Genomic DNA, 16169 nt, shown 5'->3' on the forward strand with positions numbered 1-16169 from the left:
CGAAGGCGCCGTCGAAGGAGGTGGTCGTGGTGCTGAACGCGCCCGACGCGCCGTCCCAGATCCTGCAGCGGCCGGGCCAGGAGCCTGCGGCCGCCGAAGCGCCGAAGCCCGCGGCCGGCGACCGCGTCGCCGCGCGGCCCGACGGCGCGGCGCCCGCCCGGGGCGGCGACGGCGCTCTCGCTCGGCGCGATCGACGCCGACCAGGGCCGGTTCTTCCTTCAGGGCACGGCGCCGGCCGGGTCGAAGCTTCGGATCTATCTCAACAATTCGCTCGTTTCCGAGGCGACCGCCGGCGCCGACGGCCGCTGGTCGCTGCGCGTCGAGCGGGGGCTGACCGAGGGCAAATACACCGCGCGCGTCGATCACGTCGACGCGGCCGGCAAGGTGGTCAAGCGCGCCGAGACCGGCTTCGACTACGAAGGCGAGGTCGCGGCCGCGGCCCCGGGATCGCAGGACAAGACGTCGGGCCGGCAGGCGGCCGGATCGCCGACGTCGGCGCCGTCCGGGACGAGCGGCGCGGCCGGCCCGCAGGCGGCGGTGGAACAATCGTCCGCGGGCGGCGACGGACTGGCGCGCCGCGATCGCGGAGCTCCCGGCGAAGGCGAAGGCGCGAGCGGCGAGGCGGCTGCGCCGGCCGCAAACTCCGCGGACGCCGCCGCAGCCGGATCGCCGGCCGAGGGGCCGGGCGGAGCGGGCGCGCCGCCTGTCGCCGATCCCGCGAACCCGGTCGTCGCCTCGATCGACACCGCCACCGTCAAGCGCGGCGACAGCCTGTGGCGCATCTCGCGCACGGCCTATGGCCAGGGGCGGCGCTACACCATCATCTTCAGCGCCAACGACAAGCAGATCCGCGATCCGGACCTGATCTATCCCGGCCAGGTGCTGGTGGTGCCGAACCAGGGCGCGGAAGCCGCTGCGGCCGAGAAGCGCTGACGTCTTGCGCCGCAGGCCCGTGAGGCCTACCTGCGGCGGATGATCCTTCAAACCGCTCCTTTCGGCGACGGCCGCCAGCGCAGCCGTCGCGGCGACCTCGCATGGTGAGGCGCCGCCGCGGCGACGGCGGTCCCCAGAGCGAGGTTTCGGCCGGCGGCTTCGCGTTCTTCCAGACGATGCGCCGGCTCCAGCCCTATATGTGGCCGGGCGAACGGCCGGACCTGAAGCGGCGCATCGCGATCGCGATCGTGTTGCTGGTGGCGACCAAGCTCGTCACCGTGCTGGTGCCTTACGGCTTCAAATGGGCGACCGACGCGCTGACGTTGATCCAGCAGGGCAGGGCGCCGGACGCCTCCGCCGGCGGTTGGCTCGACGACTGGCGCGTGCTGGCGCTCGGCGCGCCGGCCGTGATGGTGTTGGCCTACGGTTTCGGCCGCATCGCCATGGTGGCGTTCGCGCAGGCGCGCGACGGCGTCACGGCCCCGGTCGTGATGCATGCGGTGCGGCGGCTCTCGCTCATCGTCTTCCGCCACATGCATCGCCTCAGCCTGCGATTTCATCTGGGACGGCGCACCGGCGCGGTGAGCCGGATCGTCGACCGCGGGCGGCTCGCGATCGAGACGCTGACGCGCACCGCGCTCCTCACCGTCGTGCCCACGATCCTGGAGTTCGCGCTGGTGCTCGGCGTTCTGGCCTGGCAGTTCGGCTGGCGCTATTCGGCGGTCGTGGCCGGCATGGTCGTGGTCTATCTCGCCTTCACCTATCTCGCGACCGAGCGGCGCATCGCGCATCGCCGGGCTTTGAACGAGAACGACACCGAGGCGAGCTCCAAGGCGATCGACAGCCTGCTCAATTACGAGACGGTCAAGTACTTCGGCAACGAGGGCCGCGAGGCCGATCGCTACGACCGGTCGATGGCCGGCTATGAAAAAGCGGCGGTGCGCACCTACACCTCGCTCGCCTGGCTCAACTTCGGGCAGGCGGCGATCTTCACCGCGGGCCTCACCGCCTGCATGGCCATGGTGGCGGCGGACGTGCGCGCCGGAAACAATACGGTCGGCGACTTCGTGCTGATCAACGCCATGATGATCCAGCTCTACGTGCCGCTCAATTCATGGGGTTCGTCTACCGCGAGATCAAGCTGGCGGTCGCCGATCTCGAGGCGATGTTCCGCCTGCTCGAGCAGGATCCGGAGATCGAGGACCGCGAGGGCGCGAAGCCGCTCGAGATCGGCGCGGGCGTCATCCGCTTCGAGGACGTCTCGTTCTCCTACGACCCCGAGCGGCCGATCCTGAAGAACGTCAGCTTCGAGGCGAAGGCCGGCCAGACCATCGCGATCGTTGGCCCGTCGGGCGCGGGCAAGTCCACGATCGCGCGGCTTCTCTATCGGTTCTACGACGTGAGCGGCGGCCGCATCACGATCGACGGGCAGGACCTGCGCGACGTCAGCCAGGCGAGCCTGCGGGAGGCCATCGGCATGGTCCCGCAGGACACGGTGCTGTTCAACGACACCGTCCGCTACAACATCCGCTACGGCCGCTGGGACGCTTCCGACGCCGACGTCGAGGAGGCCGCGAGGCTCGCCCAGATCGACGGCTTCATCCGCCTGCTGCCGCTTGGCTACGACACCGAAGTGGGCGAGCGCGGCCTGAAGCTTTCGGGCGGCGAGAAGCAGCGGGTCGCGATCGCGCGGACGATTCTGAAAGGCCCGCCGCTGCTCATTCTCGACGAGGCCACCTCGGCGCTCGATTCGGCGACCGAGAAGGACATCCAGGACTCCCTCGACGGCGTCGCGCGCGGGCGCACGACGCTCGTGATCGCGCATCGCCTGTCGACGATCGTGGCCGCCGACGAGATCATCGTGCTGGAGGCCGGCCGCATCGCCGAGCGTGGGACGCACGCCGAGCTGCTGGCGCAAGGCGGGCTCTACGCCGGCCTCTGGAACCGCCAGCGCGAGGCCGACGAGGCCCGCGAGACGCTGGCGCGCATCGGAGAGGACGAACTGCCCGACGAAGGCCGCCCCGAGGACGACGAGGAGCCGAGGGACGCCGCGCAGTAGGTCGGGCTCTTGTCCCGGACTTGATCCGGGACCCAGAACCGACGGCGTTTCAAACCTGAACTCGCCGTCTCGCCCTTGTCCTCGAACGGTCTCGGCTCTGGGTCCCGGATCAAGTCCGGAATAAGAAAGGGAGACTGGGGCGCGGACGCCTCACGTCCGAACAGGCATGACGAGTTATGCCCAGACCCTCCGGCGACGATCACTACGCCTTGTCCCGGACTTGATCCGGGACCCAGAACCGAACCGGCTTCTTCGATGATCGCGACGGTGGCCGCATCATTCGGAAGCCCCGTCGGTTCTGGGTCCCGGATCAAGTCCGGGACAAGGGCGGGGGCTCAGGCCAGCGTCGCGGAGAGATCCGACCAGTCCGGATTGACGCTTTCGATCAGCGTCGTCTTCCAGTCCCGCCGCCAGCCTTTGAGCGTTCGTTCCCTCGCCCGCGCCTCCAGGATGCTGTCGAAGGCCTCGTAGTAGACGAGCCGGGTGACGCCGTAGGCCTTCGTGAACCCCGGGACTGCGCCCGACCGATGCTGTTCGATCCGGCGTGAGAGATCCGTCGTGACGCCGACATAGAGCGTCCCGTGCTGGCCGCTCGCCAGAATGTAGACATAGGCGGCCAAGACTCCCCTTGTCCCGGACTTGATCCGGGACCCAGAACCGACGGCGTTTCAAACCTGAGCGCTCGCCGTCTCGCCCTTGCCTCCGGACGGTCCCAATTCTGGATCCCGGAGTCAGGGCCGGGACAAGGTTGTGCTTCACCTCTTGGCTCTCTTGGTTTCGCCGCCCTCGATCGCGTAAACAGCCGCCCATGTCAGCGCTCGACGACGTCAAAGCCTCCATCCGCAAGGTGATGGTGCCGATCCACCCCGAAGGGCGGATCTTCATCGCCGCATTCGCGATCGTGGCCTTTATCCTGTTCCTGATCTGGCAGCCGCTGGGGTGGCTCGGCGCGGGTCTGACGATCTGGTGCGCGCTGTTCTTCCGCAATCCGGACCGCGTCACCCCGATGCGCGACGGCCTCGTGATGAGCGGCGCGGACGGGGTGGTGTGCGACGTGAAGGCCGCCGTGCCGCCGCCGGAGCTCGGCCTCGGGACCGCGCCGCTGCCGCGCGTCGCGGTGTTCATGAACGTGTTCGACGTCCATGTGAACCGCGCCCCCATCGGCGGGCGGGTGGCGAAGATCGTCTATACGCCCGGCAAGTTCCTCAACGCCGACCTCGACAAGGCGAGCGAGGACAACGAGCGCAACGCGCTTGTCATCGAAACGCCTACGGAAGGTTCGGCGTGATCCAGATCGCCGGGCTCGTGGCCCGCCGCATCGTGTGTTTCACGCGCGAGCAGGAGCAGTTGGCCCCGGGCGAGCGCTTCGGGCTGATCCGCTTCGGCAGCCGGGTCGACCACTATCTGCCGGCCGGCGCCGTGCCGCTCGTCGGCGTCGGACAGCGGACGGTCGCGGGCGAGACGGTGATCTGCGACCTGACGCGGACCGACGACCTCCGCGCGTTCCGGGCCGGGTGAGGGCGAGATGAGCGATCCGCTGATGGAGCCTCCGACCACCGACGGCGAAGCCACGCTGCAGAAGCGCAGCCGCATCCGCCGCGTGCCGTTCCGCGTGCTGCTGCCAAACTTCGTCACGTTGCTCGCGCTCTGCACAGGCCTCACCGGCGTGCGCATGGCGATCGAGGGGCGGATGGAGATGGCCGTCTATCTCGTGGTGCTGGCGGCCGTCCTCGACGGCGTCGACGGGCGTTTGGCGCGGCTCGTGAAGGGCACCTCGCGTTTCGGCGCCGAGCTCGACAGCCTGACCGACTTCGTGAACTTCGGCGTCGCGCCGGCGCTCATCCTCTACATGTGGGGGCTGAACGGCCTCGGCCATGTGGGATGGATCGGCGGCCTCGTGCTCGCGATCGCCTGCGCGCTGCGGCTCGCGCGCTTCAACGTGGCGCTCGACGATCCGAACAAGCCCGCCTGGGCCGGGGCGTTCTTCACCGGCGTTCCCGCGCCCGCCGGCGCGATCGGCGCGATGCTGCCGATCTATCTCGATTTCCTCGGCTTTCCGCGCGCGCCGATCGGCGCGCCGCTGATCGTCGCCTATGTGGTGCTGGTCGCGTTCTTCATGGTGAGCCCGCTGCCGACATGGTCGGGCAAGCAGCTCGGCGCCCGCATCAGCCGCGCCTGGGTGGCGCCCGCGCTGATCGGGGCGGCGTTCTTCGTCGCGTTGCTGGTGAGCTATCCGTGGGCGGTGCTGGCGCTGGTCGTGCTGGCCTATCTCGCCACCATGCCGTTCGCCTACATGCACCACGCGCGCCTCAAGGCGCGCGACAAGGCGGCGGCTGCTGCGGCCGCGGCGCCTGAAGCTTAGAGCCGAGGATCAGGCCTCGGCGAGACCGCAGGCCGCGACCCGAAGGCTGAGCGGCGACTCGGGGTAGGCGTTGCGGAGCAGCCTCAGCGCCTCCGACGGGCTCTGCGGCCGCGCGCGGGCGAGGAAGGCGCGCATGTCGCCGAGCGCGCGCTGCTGGGCCGAGGCGAGCGGCCCGGCTTTCGGCGCGAGGGACTGAGAAGCGAAGACGGAAGCGGTTTGCATCAGCGGAGTTTCCAACCCGATCGAACCCTTAAGAAAGCGTGACCCAAACCACTTTAAGAATGGTTAACGCGCCTCGCCGCTCATGAGCGAGCGACGAGAAAGCGTCGGCCACAGGCAAAGGTTCCACGAGCTTCAGATGTTTTTTTCACTGCGTCACAGGCGACACATGCGGATATCCCGAATCGACGTCTCCAATGTGACGGCCGCCGTCGCACTCGCGCTGGTCGTGGCGGGGTCGGCGCTTCCGGCGTCCGCGGCCGTGGATCGGCCCCGCGTCGAGGCGGATTTTCGCGTCTGGGTCGAGCGGCAGCTGAAGCCCGCGGCCGCCAAGGCCGGCGTGTCGGCCGCGACCTTCGAGGCCGCGATGTCGGGCGTGACGCTCGACTGGACGCTTCCCGATCTCGCGCCGCCCGGCGCGCCGAAGCTCGAGGGGCCGCAGCGGCAGGCCGAGTTCAGCGATCCGGCCAAGTACGTGGCCGAGCCGAATTTCGCCGCGCTGACGGCCGAAGGGCAGGCGGAGCTGAAGAAGCACAGGGCCACCTTCGACGCGGTGGAGAAGCGCTTCGGCGTGCCGCGCGAGATCGTGGCGGCGATCTGGGGCCGCGAGTCGCGCTTCGGTCGGGCCAAGATCCCCTATGTGGCCGTGCGGGCGCTCGCCACCGAGGCCTTCATCGGCGCGCGCAAGGAGCGCTTCTTCGGCGAGCTCGTCGCGGCCCTGAAGGTTCTGGACGGCGACCACGTCGCGCTCGGCGACATGAAGAGCTCCTGGGCCGGCGCGATGGGGCAGCCGCAGTTCCTGCCGTCCAAATATCTCGAGAACGCCGTCGACATGGACGGCGACGGCAAGCGGGACATCTGGAACTCTGTTCCCGACGTGCTCGGCTCCATCGCCAACTACATGAAGCGGCACGGCTGGGTGTCGGGGCGGCCGTGGGGGGTGGAGATCGACCTTCCGGCCTCGGTGTCCTGCACCGTCGAGGGGCCGGACCAGGCCAAGGCCGCGGCCGAGTGGCCGAAGCTCGGCGCGATGGCCAAGGGCGGAGCGGCGCTGCCGAAGGCCGGCGACTACAATCTCATGGCGCCGGCCGGCCGCACGGGCCCCCAGTTCCTCGTCTCGAAGAACTTCTACGTCATCAAGGAATACAACGAGTCCGACCTCTACGCGCTGTTCGTCGGGCATCTGGCCGACCGGATGAGGGGCGGCGGGCCGATCCTCGGCAAATGGTCGACGCCCAAGGGCATGACCCGGGCCGAAGTGGCGGCGATGCAGGAGCGACTCGAGAAGCAGGGCCACGACGTCGGCTCGGCCGACGGGCTCGTGGGCTTCCGCACCCGCGTCGCGGTCGGACGGTGGGAGGAGAGCAAGGGCCGCGCGCCCACCTGCTTCCCGGACGCCGGCGACGTGCGCGACGTCGGCCGCTGACGATTTCGCGATTAAGCGCTTTTGGAAACAAGGGCTTGGGGCGGTCGACGGCGGCGCGGCGGCATGCCACAGTCGCGCCTAGCCCGGCCGCTCGGCCGGGAACACGACCGCCCGACGGAAGGGCGGCGCCCGGAGCCGTCTAGGAGCTGAACATGCGGAAATCCCTGTCACTTGCGGCGCGCCTTGCGGGCGCGGCGGCGATCGCGCTTGCGGCCTTCGGCGCGCCGGCTTCCGCCGCCGATTATCCGACGCGCCCGATCACGCTGGTGGTGCCGTTCGCGCCCGGCGGCTCGACCGATCTCGTGGCCCGCATCGTCGCGCAGAAGATGTCGGAGATCCTCAAGCAGCAGGTGGTGGTCGACAACCGCGGCGGCGCCGGCGGCAGCCTCGGCGCGGGCGTCGTGGCCAAGGCCGAACCGGACGGCTACACGATCCTGATGGCGACGGTCGCGACCCATGCGCTCAACCCCGCGCTCTACAAGAAGATCACCTACAACGCCGAGACCGACTTCACGCCGATCACCCTCCTGGTGAACGTGCCCAACGTCCTGACGGTGAACCCGAAGTTCGAGGCGAAGTCGGTCAAGGAGCTGATCGACATGGCCAAGAAGGACCCGGGCAAATACGCCTACGCCTCGTCGGGCAACGGCTCGCCGCTGCATCTGTCGGGCGTGCTGTTCAACAAGCTCGCGGGCGTCGAGCTCACCCACATTCCCTACAAGGGCTCTGGCCCCGCGCTCGTCGACGTGATCGCCGGCCAGGTGCCGATCCAGTTCGACAACCTTCCGTCCTCGATCGAGCACATCAAGGCGGGGCGCCTGCGCGCGCTCGGCGTCACCACCGCGCAGCGCGTGCCGAACCTTCCCGACGTGCCGGCGATCGGCGAGGCGCTGCCGGGCTACGAGACCTATTCGTGGAACGCGCTGTTCGGCCCGAAGGGCATGTCGCCCGAGATCGTCAAGAGCTGAACGAGGCCGGCGTCGAGGCGCTGAAGGATCCGGTCGTGAAGCAGAAGCTGACCGACGCGACCGCCGTGATCGTCGGCTCGACCCCGGAAGAGCTCGGCGAGCACGTCAAGAAGGAGCTCGCGAAGTGGACGCCGATCGTGAAGGAGTCCGGCGCGACGATCGACTGAAGGCGCGAGGAGCCGCATCCGGTCATCCCGGCCATGGGGCCGGGATCCAGAACCACGGACGCGGCGTGATTTCGGCGCCGGCAGCGTGTCTGGATCCCGGGTCAGGCCCGGGATGACGGGGAGGTTGCGGCGCTCGAAGCGGCGGCCGACCGAGAATGCTGTGGAACCGTCGCCGGTCATCCCGGCCGGAGAGCCGGGATCCAGAACCGCGGACGCGGCGTGACTTCGGCGCCGGCAGCGCGTCTGGATCCCGGGTCAGGCCCGGGATGACGGATGAGGTTGGGCGCTTGACGCAGCGGTCGACCGGAAATGCTGCGGAACCGTCGCCGGTCATCCCGGCCGGAGAGCCGGGATCCAGAACCTCGGGCGCGGCGTGATTTTGGCGCCGCCAGCTCGTCTGGATCCCGGGTCAGGCCCAGGATGACGGGCGAGGTTGCGGCGCTCGAGGCTGCGGCCGACCGGGACTGCTGTGGAACCGTCGCCGGTCATCCCGGCCGGAGAGCCGGGATCCAGAACCACGGACGCCGAGTGATTTCGGCGCCGGCAGCGCGTCTGGATCCCGGGTCAGGCCCGGGATGACGCGGGAGAGGGCGGCGCTCGAGGCTGCGGCCGGCTGTGACGCTGATCCAGGGAACACGAAAAAGGGCGGAGCCGGCGGCTCCGCCCTTTTGTCGTTTCAGCCTCTGTCGAGGATCAGAGCCAACCGCCGCGCGGGCGCTCGTACCAGCGGCGCTCGTCTTCCTGCGAGGCGTAGACGATCGCGGCGATCACGCCGATGCCGACCGCGACGCCGAGGAGGGAGAGGCCGGGATTGTTCTTCACCACCGTGCCGGCGCGGCGGCCGTAATAGAGCGCGGCGTCGCTCGCATGGCCGAGCGCCTCGGCGCCGTCGTCATACAGGCTGGCGCTCGTCGCGCGGGCCGACTTCGCGGCGCTGCGGGCGCTGCGGCGCGCATCGCGGCCTCGCGCGGCGGCGATCTCCGCCACGCGCTCGCCGAGATCGGCGATGGTGTCCTTGAGCTCGGCCAGCTGGGCGCCGGCGTCGTTGGCGAGCGAGCTCGCTTTTCTGTCCGCCATGATGGAATCCCTCACGTCTTCGATGGGAGGCGGAAAAAATGCCGCCGTCGCAGCGTATAACGTCTCCTCCCGCGCCGGGTTCCTGCGAGCGCCGCGAGCGTTCCCGGACTCACGCGCGGCGGAAGGTCGCGCCAGACGCCGCCTGCCGCTTGCGTTTGGATCGCCAAGGCGCGACGACGGATTTATGGCGGACTGTCCCGGCATCGTTCATCTGGCGCTGATGGCCGACGGCGGCCTCGCGCGGCTGCGCGCGCCCGGCGGTTTGCTGACGGCCGGCGAGCTTGGCGCCGTTGCGGACGCCGCCGAACGACTGGGATCGGGCGTCGTCGACCTGACGAACCGCGCCAACCTGCAGATCCGCGGCTTGGCCCCGGACGGCGGTCGGGCGCTCGCGGCCATGCTCGAGGTCGCAGGGTTCCGCTTCCACGGCGAAGCCGACCGGCGGCGCAACATCCTGATCGATCCGTTTTCCGGCCTCGACCCCGCGGAGCGCCGCGACATGCGCCCGCTCTCCGACGCGCTCGACCGCGCGCTCGTCGCCGCGCCCTGGATCGCCGCCCTGTCGCCGAAGTTCTCTTTCGCGCTGGATGGCGGCGGGGTCTCGAACGTCTCGGCGATAACGTCGGACGTGACGGCGATCGCCTGCGAAGAGGGGATCGAGATTCTGGTCGGCGGCCGACGGGCGGCGTCGTTCGAGGAAGAGGCGTCGGCCGTCGATGCGATGATCGGTCTGGCCGAGACGGCCGCGCGGGCCGGCGCGGACATGCGGGGCAAAGATCTCTGGGGCGATGGGTCGCCGGAGGCCGTGGAACGCGGCCTCTCCGCCTCCCTTTCCCTTGCGGAGAGGGTGACGGTCGGAGCGGCGCGGGTCGGCGTAGAGCAGCGTCAGCCTCGGCGCCCGATTCTGGCCCACCCCCGACCACTCCCCGCAAAGGGGAGGGTGGACGAACTGTCTCCGCGCTTCGGAACGGTTCTGAGCGCTGACCCGGCCCGCGTCGCTGTCAGCCTCGCGGCGCCCGTCGGGCGGCTCGACCCGAACATGCTGCGCGTCCTCGCCGACGCTGCGGAGCGAGAGGGCGACGGCGTCGTCCGCCTCGCGCCATGGTCGGGCGTCGTGCTCGGCGGCGTCGCGGCGGATCGGGCGGGGGCGCTGATCGAGGCCGCGACCTCGGTCGGCTTCGTCCCGCCGGAGGTGGCCAGGCGGCTTCGCGTCGTCGCCTGCGCCGGCGCGCCGGCTTGCGAGCGCGCGACAGAGCCCGCGAAGGCGCTCGGCGCCGCGGCGCTCGCGCTCGCCTCCGCAGAACCCGAACGCCTGCCGAAGAGGCCCCGGACCCTTCATCTCTCGGCCTGCGCGAAGGGGTGCGCCGGGTCTGCGCCCGCCGATCTTCTGCTGCTCGGCGCGAGCGAGCGCGAGGGCTGGACCCTTCACCGCGACGCCGCGCCCCGCCGGCCGGGCCCTGCGCTCGAACGGGACTTCGACGCCAAGCCCGCAGATCTTCTCGCCCGCCTCGCCGCCGACGATTGACGCGCGATCCGGCCGTCTCGCCGGAAAGAACGCCTTGCGTCCCGGACGCTTGGTCGTCACAAGGCTGTCGCGGATCACGGGGACGCGAAGACCGGCATGGACTACGTCAGGGACGGCGCGGAAATCTACCGTCGCTCATTCGCGACGATCCGCGCGGAGGCGGACCTCTCGGGTCTGCCCGACGACGTCGCCCGCGTGGTCGTGCGCATGATCCACGCCTGCGGCATGACCGATCTTCCCAAGGATGTGCGGTTCTCGGCCGACGTGGTGACGGCCGCGCGTTCGGCCATCAAGGCCGGGGCGCCGATCCTCTGCGACGCCAAGATGGTGGCGTCCGGCGTCACCCGCGCCCGCCTGTCCGCGAACAACGACGTGCTCTGCATGCTCGACGCGCCGGAGACGCCCGGCCTCGCCAAGGCGCTCGGCACCACGCGCTCGGCGGCTGCGGTGGAGCTCTGGCGCGAGCGGATCGAGGGCGCGGTGGTGGCGGTCGGCAACGCGCCCACCACGCTGTTCCACCTGTTCGAGAAGCTCGACGCCGGCTGGCCGAAGCCGGCCGCGATCGTCGGCCTGCCGGTCGGCTTCATCGGCGCGGCGGAATCGAAGGACGAGCTCGTCCGCGATTCCCGCGGTGTGCCGTATCTCACCTTGCTCGGTCGCCGCGGCGGCAGCGCCATGGCGGTCGCGGCCCTCAACGCGCTGGCGGACCCGTCCGAATGACGCCCGGCAAGTTCTCAGGCGTCGGCGTCGGCCCGGGCGATCCGGAGCTCCTGACGCTCAAGGCCGTGCGGCTCATCGGCGAGGCGCAGGTCGTCGCCTATCCGGCCGCGAAGGCGGGAAGGGGCGTCGCGCTCTCCGCCGCGCGCCCGCACATCCGCGACGACCAGGAGCTGCTGCCGCTCGTCTATCCGATCACCGCGAGCCCGGAGGCCGACCTCCCGACCTATCCGCAGGTGATGCGCGACTTCTACGACCGCACCGCCGAGGAGATCGCCGGGCATCTCGACCGGGGCCGCAACGTCTGCGTGCTCTGCGAGGGCGACCCGTTCTTCTACGGCTCCTTCATCTACTGGCATGCGCGCTTGAAGGACCGCTACGACACCACGGTGGCGCCGGGCGTCTCCTCGGTGATGGCGGGACCGGCCGCGCTCGGCCGGCCGCTCGTGTTGCGCAAGGACACGGTGACGGTCATTCCCGGCACGCTGCCGGAGGGCGAGCTCGTGCGCCGCCTCAAGGCCGCGGACGCCGCCGTCGTGATGAAGCTCGGGCGCACCTTCGCCAAGGTGCGGGCCGCGCTCGTCGAGGCGGACGCGCTCGACCGCGCCTTCTATGTCGAGCGCGCGAGCCAGCAGGCCGAGCGCGTGATGCCGGCCGCCGAGGTCGACCCGGCCTCCGCGCCGTATTTTTCGATCATCGTGGTGCCGGGGAGGGAAGTTCCGTGAACCGTCCGGCGGTCCTCGCTTTCAACATGGCCGGCGCCGCGATCGCCCGACGCGCCGCCGACGCGGTCGGGGGCGACGCGCTCGGGCTTGCGAGCCGCGTCGAGGGGCTCGACGGCTCCTTCGAGGACGCCGAGGCGCAGGTCCGCGAACTGTTTCGCGCCGGGCGTCCGATCATCGGCGTCTGCGCCTCCGGCATCCTGATCCGCCTGCTCGCGCCGCTGCTGAAGGACAAGCGCTCCGAGCCGCCGGTGCTCGCGGTGAGCGACGACGGCGAGACCGTGGTGCCGCTGCTCGGCGGGCTGACGGGCGCCGATCCGCTCGCCCGCAAGCTTGCGGCCGCGCTCGGCGGGGCGGCGGCCCTCACCGGCGCCGGCGCGCGGCGCTTCGGCGTGATCTTCGAGGCGCCGCCGCCCGGCTACGCGCTCGCCAATCCCGACGACGCCAAGGCCGTGACCTCGACGCTGCTCGGCGGCAAGGAGGCCCGGATCGAGGGCTCGGCGCCCTGGATCGAGAATTCGAACCTGCCCGTCTCCGGCGACGGCGACATCGTGCTGCGATTCTCGCCCGAGGTCGGCGCGCCGCCGGAAGGCGGACTGCTGTTCCATCCCAAGGTGCTGGTCGCCGAGTTCGACCGGCCCGACGCCGAGACGCTCGACCGGCTCGACACGGCGATCGCCAGCCTCGGCCTCGCGCCCGCCGCGCTTTCCTTCGCGACCGCGCCCGAAGGCGCGCCGATCCACCACGTGTTCGTCGAGCGGCTCGACGCCCGCGGCGTTCCGCTGAGGCTGATCGAACAGCGCATCGAGGGCGGCGAGATCGTCCATGGCGAGCCGGGCTTCAGGCTTCATCGCTTCGCCGAGCCGCAGCCGCCGCATGCGAGCGGCCGCGCCTCCGGCCGCGTCACCGTGGTGGGGCTCGGGCCGGGCTGGAAGGGCTGGCTCGCGCCCGAAGCCGCCGCCGCGCTCGACCGCGCGCAGGATCTCGTCGGCTATGAGGGCTATCTCGCGATGGTGCCGGAGCGCGCCGGCCAGCGCCGCCACGGCTCCGACAACCGCGTCGAGCTCGAGCGCGCCCAGGCCGCGATGACGCTCGCGGCGCAGGGGAGGGAGGTCGCGGTGGTGTCGTCCGGCGACAGCGGGGTGTTCGGCATGGCGGCCGCCGTGATGGAGGCCGCCGCCGCCGAGCCCGCGCGCTGGCCGGGCGTCGCGATTGAGGTCGCGCCCGGGATCTCGGCCATGCAGGCGGCGGCCTCGCGCCTCGGCGCGCCGCTCGGCCACGACTTCGCGGTGATCTCGCTTTCCGACCAGCTGAAGCCCTGGGAGACGATCGCGGCCCGGCTCGACGCCGCGGCGAGCGCGGACTTCGCGCTCGCGCTGTACAATCCCGCCTCGCTTCGTCGCCGCAAACAGCTCGACGACGCGCTCGAGATCGTCCGCCGCTATCGCACGCGCGAGACGCCGGTCGCGCTCGCCCGCGACATCGGCCGCCCGGCCGAAGGCATGACGCTGACGACGCTCGGAGACCTCGACCCGGCAGTCGTGGACATGCGCACGCTGCTCGTCGTCGGCTCGTCCAAGACGCGCGTGTTCGCGCGGGCCGACGGGCGGCTCTGGATGTACACGCCGCGGGTCTACGAGAGCGGTTTTGGCGATCCGGACGAGATGTGACCGGCTGGCGGCGGTTTCGTTAAGGATACCGACGGGTAAACGTGCAAGCCGCCTTTGCGCCCTTGCTCCGCGGCGGCCGCCCATGGGAAATTCCCGTCGCGGCCCGGTGGGGGAATGGCTACCCAGGGGGCGGGAACGTCCTCGCATCCTGGTTCAACTCCAGGTCGGGCCTCCAGATGACGAAACGGCGTCCAGCTTGCGCGGGACGCCGTTTCGCATTTGGGGCTTCGCCAGCCGAAGCCTGGGGTCGCCAGTCGAAACCTTAAGACTGGTCGCCCGGCCGTTCCCCAGACGGCCGGGCGTCCTCGTGCGCTTCCGGTGCGGAGAGGGGCGGGAATCCGTCACCGACGCCTGTCAAGGCGGGGGTCAACGCCCGAGGGGGCTCTGTTCGAGGAAGCCCGCCGCGCCCAGTCGCTCCAACGCCGAACGTCCCCCGCCCGTCGTCGCCGTCGCAAGCGCAGCGAGAGCGGCGACCGCATAGAGGATCGCGAAGGCGGCGATCGCCGTCTTCAGATGCCCCGTGCGCGTCTCCGTTCCCGTCATCGCGTGCTCCCTTGATGTTCGTGGGACACCATATCGACCGCGACTGAACGCACTCTGGCGCCCCTGTTCATCGATCGTTCACTGGCGGAGATCGGGCCGCGAGGGTTGCGGAGCCCGTGCGCGCCGGGGTAAGGGACGGCCGGCCCCGCAAAGGGCCGAGCGCCAAGAACGCCTTGGCGCGCGGCCGGGACCACAGCGCCTCGCCCTCGAAGCTTCCGGATCTTATGCCGCGCGTCGCCTTCTATCCCGGGTCCTTCGATCCCGTGACGAACGGACATCTCGACCTCGCCGCGCGCGCCTGCCGGCTCGCCGACAGGCTCGTGGTCGCGATCGGAACCCATCACGGCAAGACGCCGCTGTTCTCCGTCGAGGAGCGCCGGGCGATGCTCGAGGAGACTTGTGGTCCGATCGCGCGCGAGGCCGGCTGCGCCTTCGAGGTGGCGACCTTCGGCGGGCTCGTCGTCGAAGCCGCCGCCGCCGCCGGCGCCTCGATGCTGATCCGCGGCGTCCGGGACGGGGCCGATTTCGACTACGAGATGCAGATGGCCGGCATGAACGCGGCGATGGCGCCCGCCATCCAGACCGTGCTGCTGCCGGCAGGCGCCGCCGTCCGCGCGGTGAACTCCACCTTCGTCCGCCAGATCGCCGCGATGGGCGGCGACGCCTCCGCCTTCGTGCCGCCTTCCGTCGCCGCGCGCCTCGCCGCGCGCGCCGCCACCTGACCGCCGCCTTCTCCCGAGAGGTTCCGCCGATGAAGCTCTGGCTTTCCCTCCTCACGGCCCTTGCGCTGATGACCGCGCCGGCGCTCGCGCAGTCGAAGCCGCCCGCAGGGCCGACCGTCGTGCTCGACACCTCCAAGGGCGCGGTCACCATCCGCCTGCGCCCGGATCTCGCGCCCAAGCACGTCGAGCGCATCACGACGCTGGTGAAGGAGAAGTTCTACGACGGCGTGCCGTTCCACCGCGTGATCTCAGGGTTCATGGCCCAGACGGGCGACCCGACCGGCACCGGCACGGGCGGCTCCAAATATCCCGACGTCGACGCCGAGTTCTCGCGCGAGAGCTTCAAGCGCGGCACCGTCGGCATGGCGCGCGCGGGCGATCCCAACAGCGCCAACAGCCAGTTCTTCATCTGCTTCGCGGCGGCTCCCTGGCTCGACGGCCAGTACACGATCGTGGGCGACGTCGTGAGCGGCATGGACGTCGTCGACCAGCTCAAGAAGGGCCAGGGCCAGAGCGGCTCCGTCAGCGGCCCGGACATCGTCAAGACCGCCCGTCTCGGCGGCTGACCCTCAGGAGACCAGAGACAATGAGCGATCCCGAAAACACGCTTCTGATCGAGACCACAAAGGGCCCGATCAAGGTCGAGATGCGGCCCGACCTCGCGCCCGGCCACGTGGCGCGCGTCAAGGAGCTGGTCCGCGAGGGCTTCTACGACGGCGTCGCGTTCCACCGCGTCATCGACGGCTTCATGGCCCAGACCGGCTGCCCGCACGGCACCGGCACCGGCGGCTCCGGCAAGAAGCTGAAGGCCGAGTTCTCCAAGGAGAAGCATGTGCGCGGCACCGTTTCGGCGGCGCGCGCCATGGACCCGAACTCGGCCGACAGCCAGTTCTTCATCTGCTTCGAGGACGCGCCCTGGCTCGACGGCCAGTATTCGGTCTGGGGCAAGGTGACCGAAGGCATGGACAACGTCGACAACATCAAGCGCGGCGAGCCCGTGCGCGATCCCGACAAGATCCTGTCGATCAAGGTCGCGGCCGACGCTGGCTGAGCCAAAGG

Annotated in this window: 14 protein-coding genes, 1 tRNA gene and 4 pseudogenes; 15 read left to right on the forward strand and 4 right to left on the reverse strand. The window is 70.6% G+C overall.

Annotated features, from left to right (window positions below; genetic code table 11):
- Nucleotides 1-252 precede the first annotated feature (252 nt).
- The 3 genes and pseudogenes from K6K41_RS30885 to K6K41_RS27240 form a co-directional block, all read left to right on the forward strand.
- Nucleotides 253-342, forward strand: a pseudogene (locus K6K41_RS30885) (hypothetical protein); the annotation flags it as partial.
- Between the two features lie 42 nt (nucleotides 343-384).
- A complete protein-coding gene (locus tag K6K41_RS27235) occupies nucleotides 385-933 on the forward strand; it encodes a LysM peptidoglycan-binding domain-containing protein (protein ID WP_261403126.1) in 549 nt (182 codons plus the stop codon).
- A gap of 176 nt (nucleotides 934-1109) precedes the next feature.
- Nucleotides 1110-2992 (forward strand): annotated as a pseudogene (locus K6K41_RS27240) (ABCB family ABC transporter ATP-binding protein/permease).
- A gap of 335 nt (nucleotides 2993-3327) precedes the next feature.
- On the opposite strand, the gene K6K41_RS27245 reads toward K6K41_RS27240, so the two are convergent.
- On the reverse strand, nucleotides 3328-3612 hold the full coding sequence (locus tag K6K41_RS27245) for a GIY-YIG nuclease family protein (protein ID WP_261403127.1): 285 nt from the start codon (nucleotides 3610-3612) through the stop codon (nucleotides 3328-3330).
- 188 nt (nucleotides 3613-3800) lie between these two features.
- On the opposite strand from K6K41_RS27245, the pseudogene K6K41_RS27250 reads away from it, so the two are divergent.
- Both K6K41_RS27250 and K6K41_RS27255 read left to right on the forward strand, forming a co-directional pair.
- Nucleotides 3801-4510, forward strand: a pseudogene (locus K6K41_RS27250) (phosphatidylserine decarboxylase).
- A gap of 7 nt (nucleotides 4511-4517) precedes the next feature.
- Complete coding sequence (locus K6K41_RS27255; protein ID WP_261403128.1) at nucleotides 4518-5354, forward strand: CDP-alcohol phosphatidyltransferase family protein; 837 nt, start codon at nucleotides 4518-4520, stop codon at nucleotides 5352-5354.
- A gap of 9 nt (nucleotides 5355-5363) precedes the next feature.
- Here K6K41_RS27255 and K6K41_RS27260 read toward each other — a convergent pair whose 3' ends face one another.
- Entirely contained in the window at nucleotides 5364-5576 is a 213-nt protein-coding gene (locus K6K41_RS27260; RefSeq protein WP_261403129.1) for a transferase, read from the reverse strand.
- 166 nt (nucleotides 5577-5742) lie between these two features.
- Here K6K41_RS27260 and K6K41_RS27265 point away from each other — a divergent pair, with 166 nt between their 5' ends.
- Nucleotides 5743-6999, forward strand: coding sequence for a lytic murein transglycosylase (locus K6K41_RS27265; protein ID WP_378148195.1), 1257 nt, complete (start codon nucleotides 5743-5745; stop codon nucleotides 6997-6999).
- A 152-nt stretch (nucleotides 7000-7151) separates the two neighbouring features.
- A pseudogene (locus K6K41_RS27270) lies at nucleotides 7152-8134 on the forward strand (Bug family tripartite tricarboxylate transporter substrate binding protein).
- A 693-nt stretch (nucleotides 8135-8827) separates the two neighbouring features.
- Here K6K41_RS27270 and K6K41_RS27275 read toward each other — a convergent pair.
- On the reverse strand, nucleotides 8828-9211 hold the full coding sequence (locus K6K41_RS27275; protein WP_261403131.1) for a hypothetical protein: 384 nt from the start codon (nucleotides 9209-9211) through the stop codon (nucleotides 8828-8830).
- A gap of 184 nt (nucleotides 9212-9395) precedes the next feature.
- On the opposite strand from K6K41_RS27275, the gene cobG reads away from it, so the two are divergent.
- From cobG to K6K41_RS27300, 5 genes are all read left to right on the forward strand, one after another.
- Nucleotides 9396-10736, forward strand: a complete 1341-nt coding sequence (cobG, locus tag K6K41_RS27280) for a precorrin-3B synthase (RefSeq protein ID WP_261403132.1) — start codon at nucleotides 9396-9398, stop codon at nucleotides 10734-10736.
- 96 nt (nucleotides 10737-10832) lie between these two features.
- Nucleotides 10833-11456 (forward strand): precorrin-8X methylmutase, encoded by a 624-nt coding sequence (locus K6K41_RS27285; protein WP_261403133.1) that lies wholly within the window; start codon nucleotides 10833-10835, stop codon nucleotides 11454-11456.
- Nucleotides 11453-12178 carry a precorrin-2 C(20)-methyltransferase gene (locus tag K6K41_RS27290; protein ID WP_261403134.1) on the forward strand — a complete coding sequence of 242 codons (726 nt, stop codon included), beginning with the start codon at nucleotides 11453-11455 and terminating at the stop codon, nucleotides 12176-12178. Before K6K41_RS27285 ends, K6K41_RS27290 begins: the two co-directional genes overlap by 4 nt.
- Nucleotides 12175-13845, forward strand: a complete 1671-nt coding sequence (gene cobJ, locus K6K41_RS27295; RefSeq protein WP_261403135.1) for a precorrin-3B C(17)-methyltransferase — start codon at nucleotides 12175-12177, stop codon at nucleotides 13843-13845. Before K6K41_RS27290 ends, cobJ begins: the two co-directional genes overlap by 4 nt.
- A gap of 100 nt (nucleotides 13846-13945) precedes the next feature.
- A tRNA-Ser gene (locus K6K41_RS27300) sits at nucleotides 13946-14020 on the forward strand.
- Between the two features lie 191 nt (nucleotides 14021-14211).
- Here K6K41_RS27300 and K6K41_RS27305 read toward each other — a convergent pair.
- Nucleotides 14212-14388: a hypothetical protein gene (locus tag K6K41_RS27305; RefSeq protein ID WP_261403136.1), complete on the reverse strand. Its 177-nt coding sequence runs from the start codon at nucleotides 14386-14388 to the stop codon at nucleotides 14212-14214.
- A 224-nt stretch (nucleotides 14389-14612) separates the two neighbouring features.
- On the opposite strand from K6K41_RS27305, the gene coaD reads away from it, so the two are divergent.
- The 3 genes from coaD to K6K41_RS27320 are packed head-to-tail and all read left to right on the forward strand — an operon-like array spanning nucleotide 14613 to nucleotide 16161.
- Nucleotides 14613-15110: a pantetheine-phosphate adenylyltransferase gene (gene coaD, locus K6K41_RS27310; protein WP_261405843.1), complete on the forward strand. Its 498-nt coding sequence runs from the start codon at nucleotides 14613-14615 to the stop codon at nucleotides 15108-15110.
- 29 nt (nucleotides 15111-15139) lie between these two features.
- Nucleotides 15140-15676 carry a peptidylprolyl isomerase gene (locus K6K41_RS27315; protein WP_261403137.1) on the forward strand — a complete coding sequence of 179 codons (537 nt, stop codon included), beginning with the start codon at nucleotides 15140-15142 and terminating at the stop codon, nucleotides 15674-15676.
- A gap of 20 nt (nucleotides 15677-15696) precedes the next feature.
- Nucleotides 15697-16161, forward strand: a complete 465-nt coding sequence (locus K6K41_RS27320) for a peptidylprolyl isomerase (protein ID WP_261403138.1) — start codon at nucleotides 15697-15699, stop codon at nucleotides 16159-16161.
- The last annotated feature ends 8 nt before the right edge of the window (nucleotides 16162-16169 follow it).

The organism is Chenggangzhangella methanolivorans (assembly GCF_019797865.1).
GTDB classification, from domain to species: Bacteria; Pseudomonadota; Alphaproteobacteria; order Rhizobiales; family Methylopilaceae; genus Methylopila; species Methylopila methanolivorans.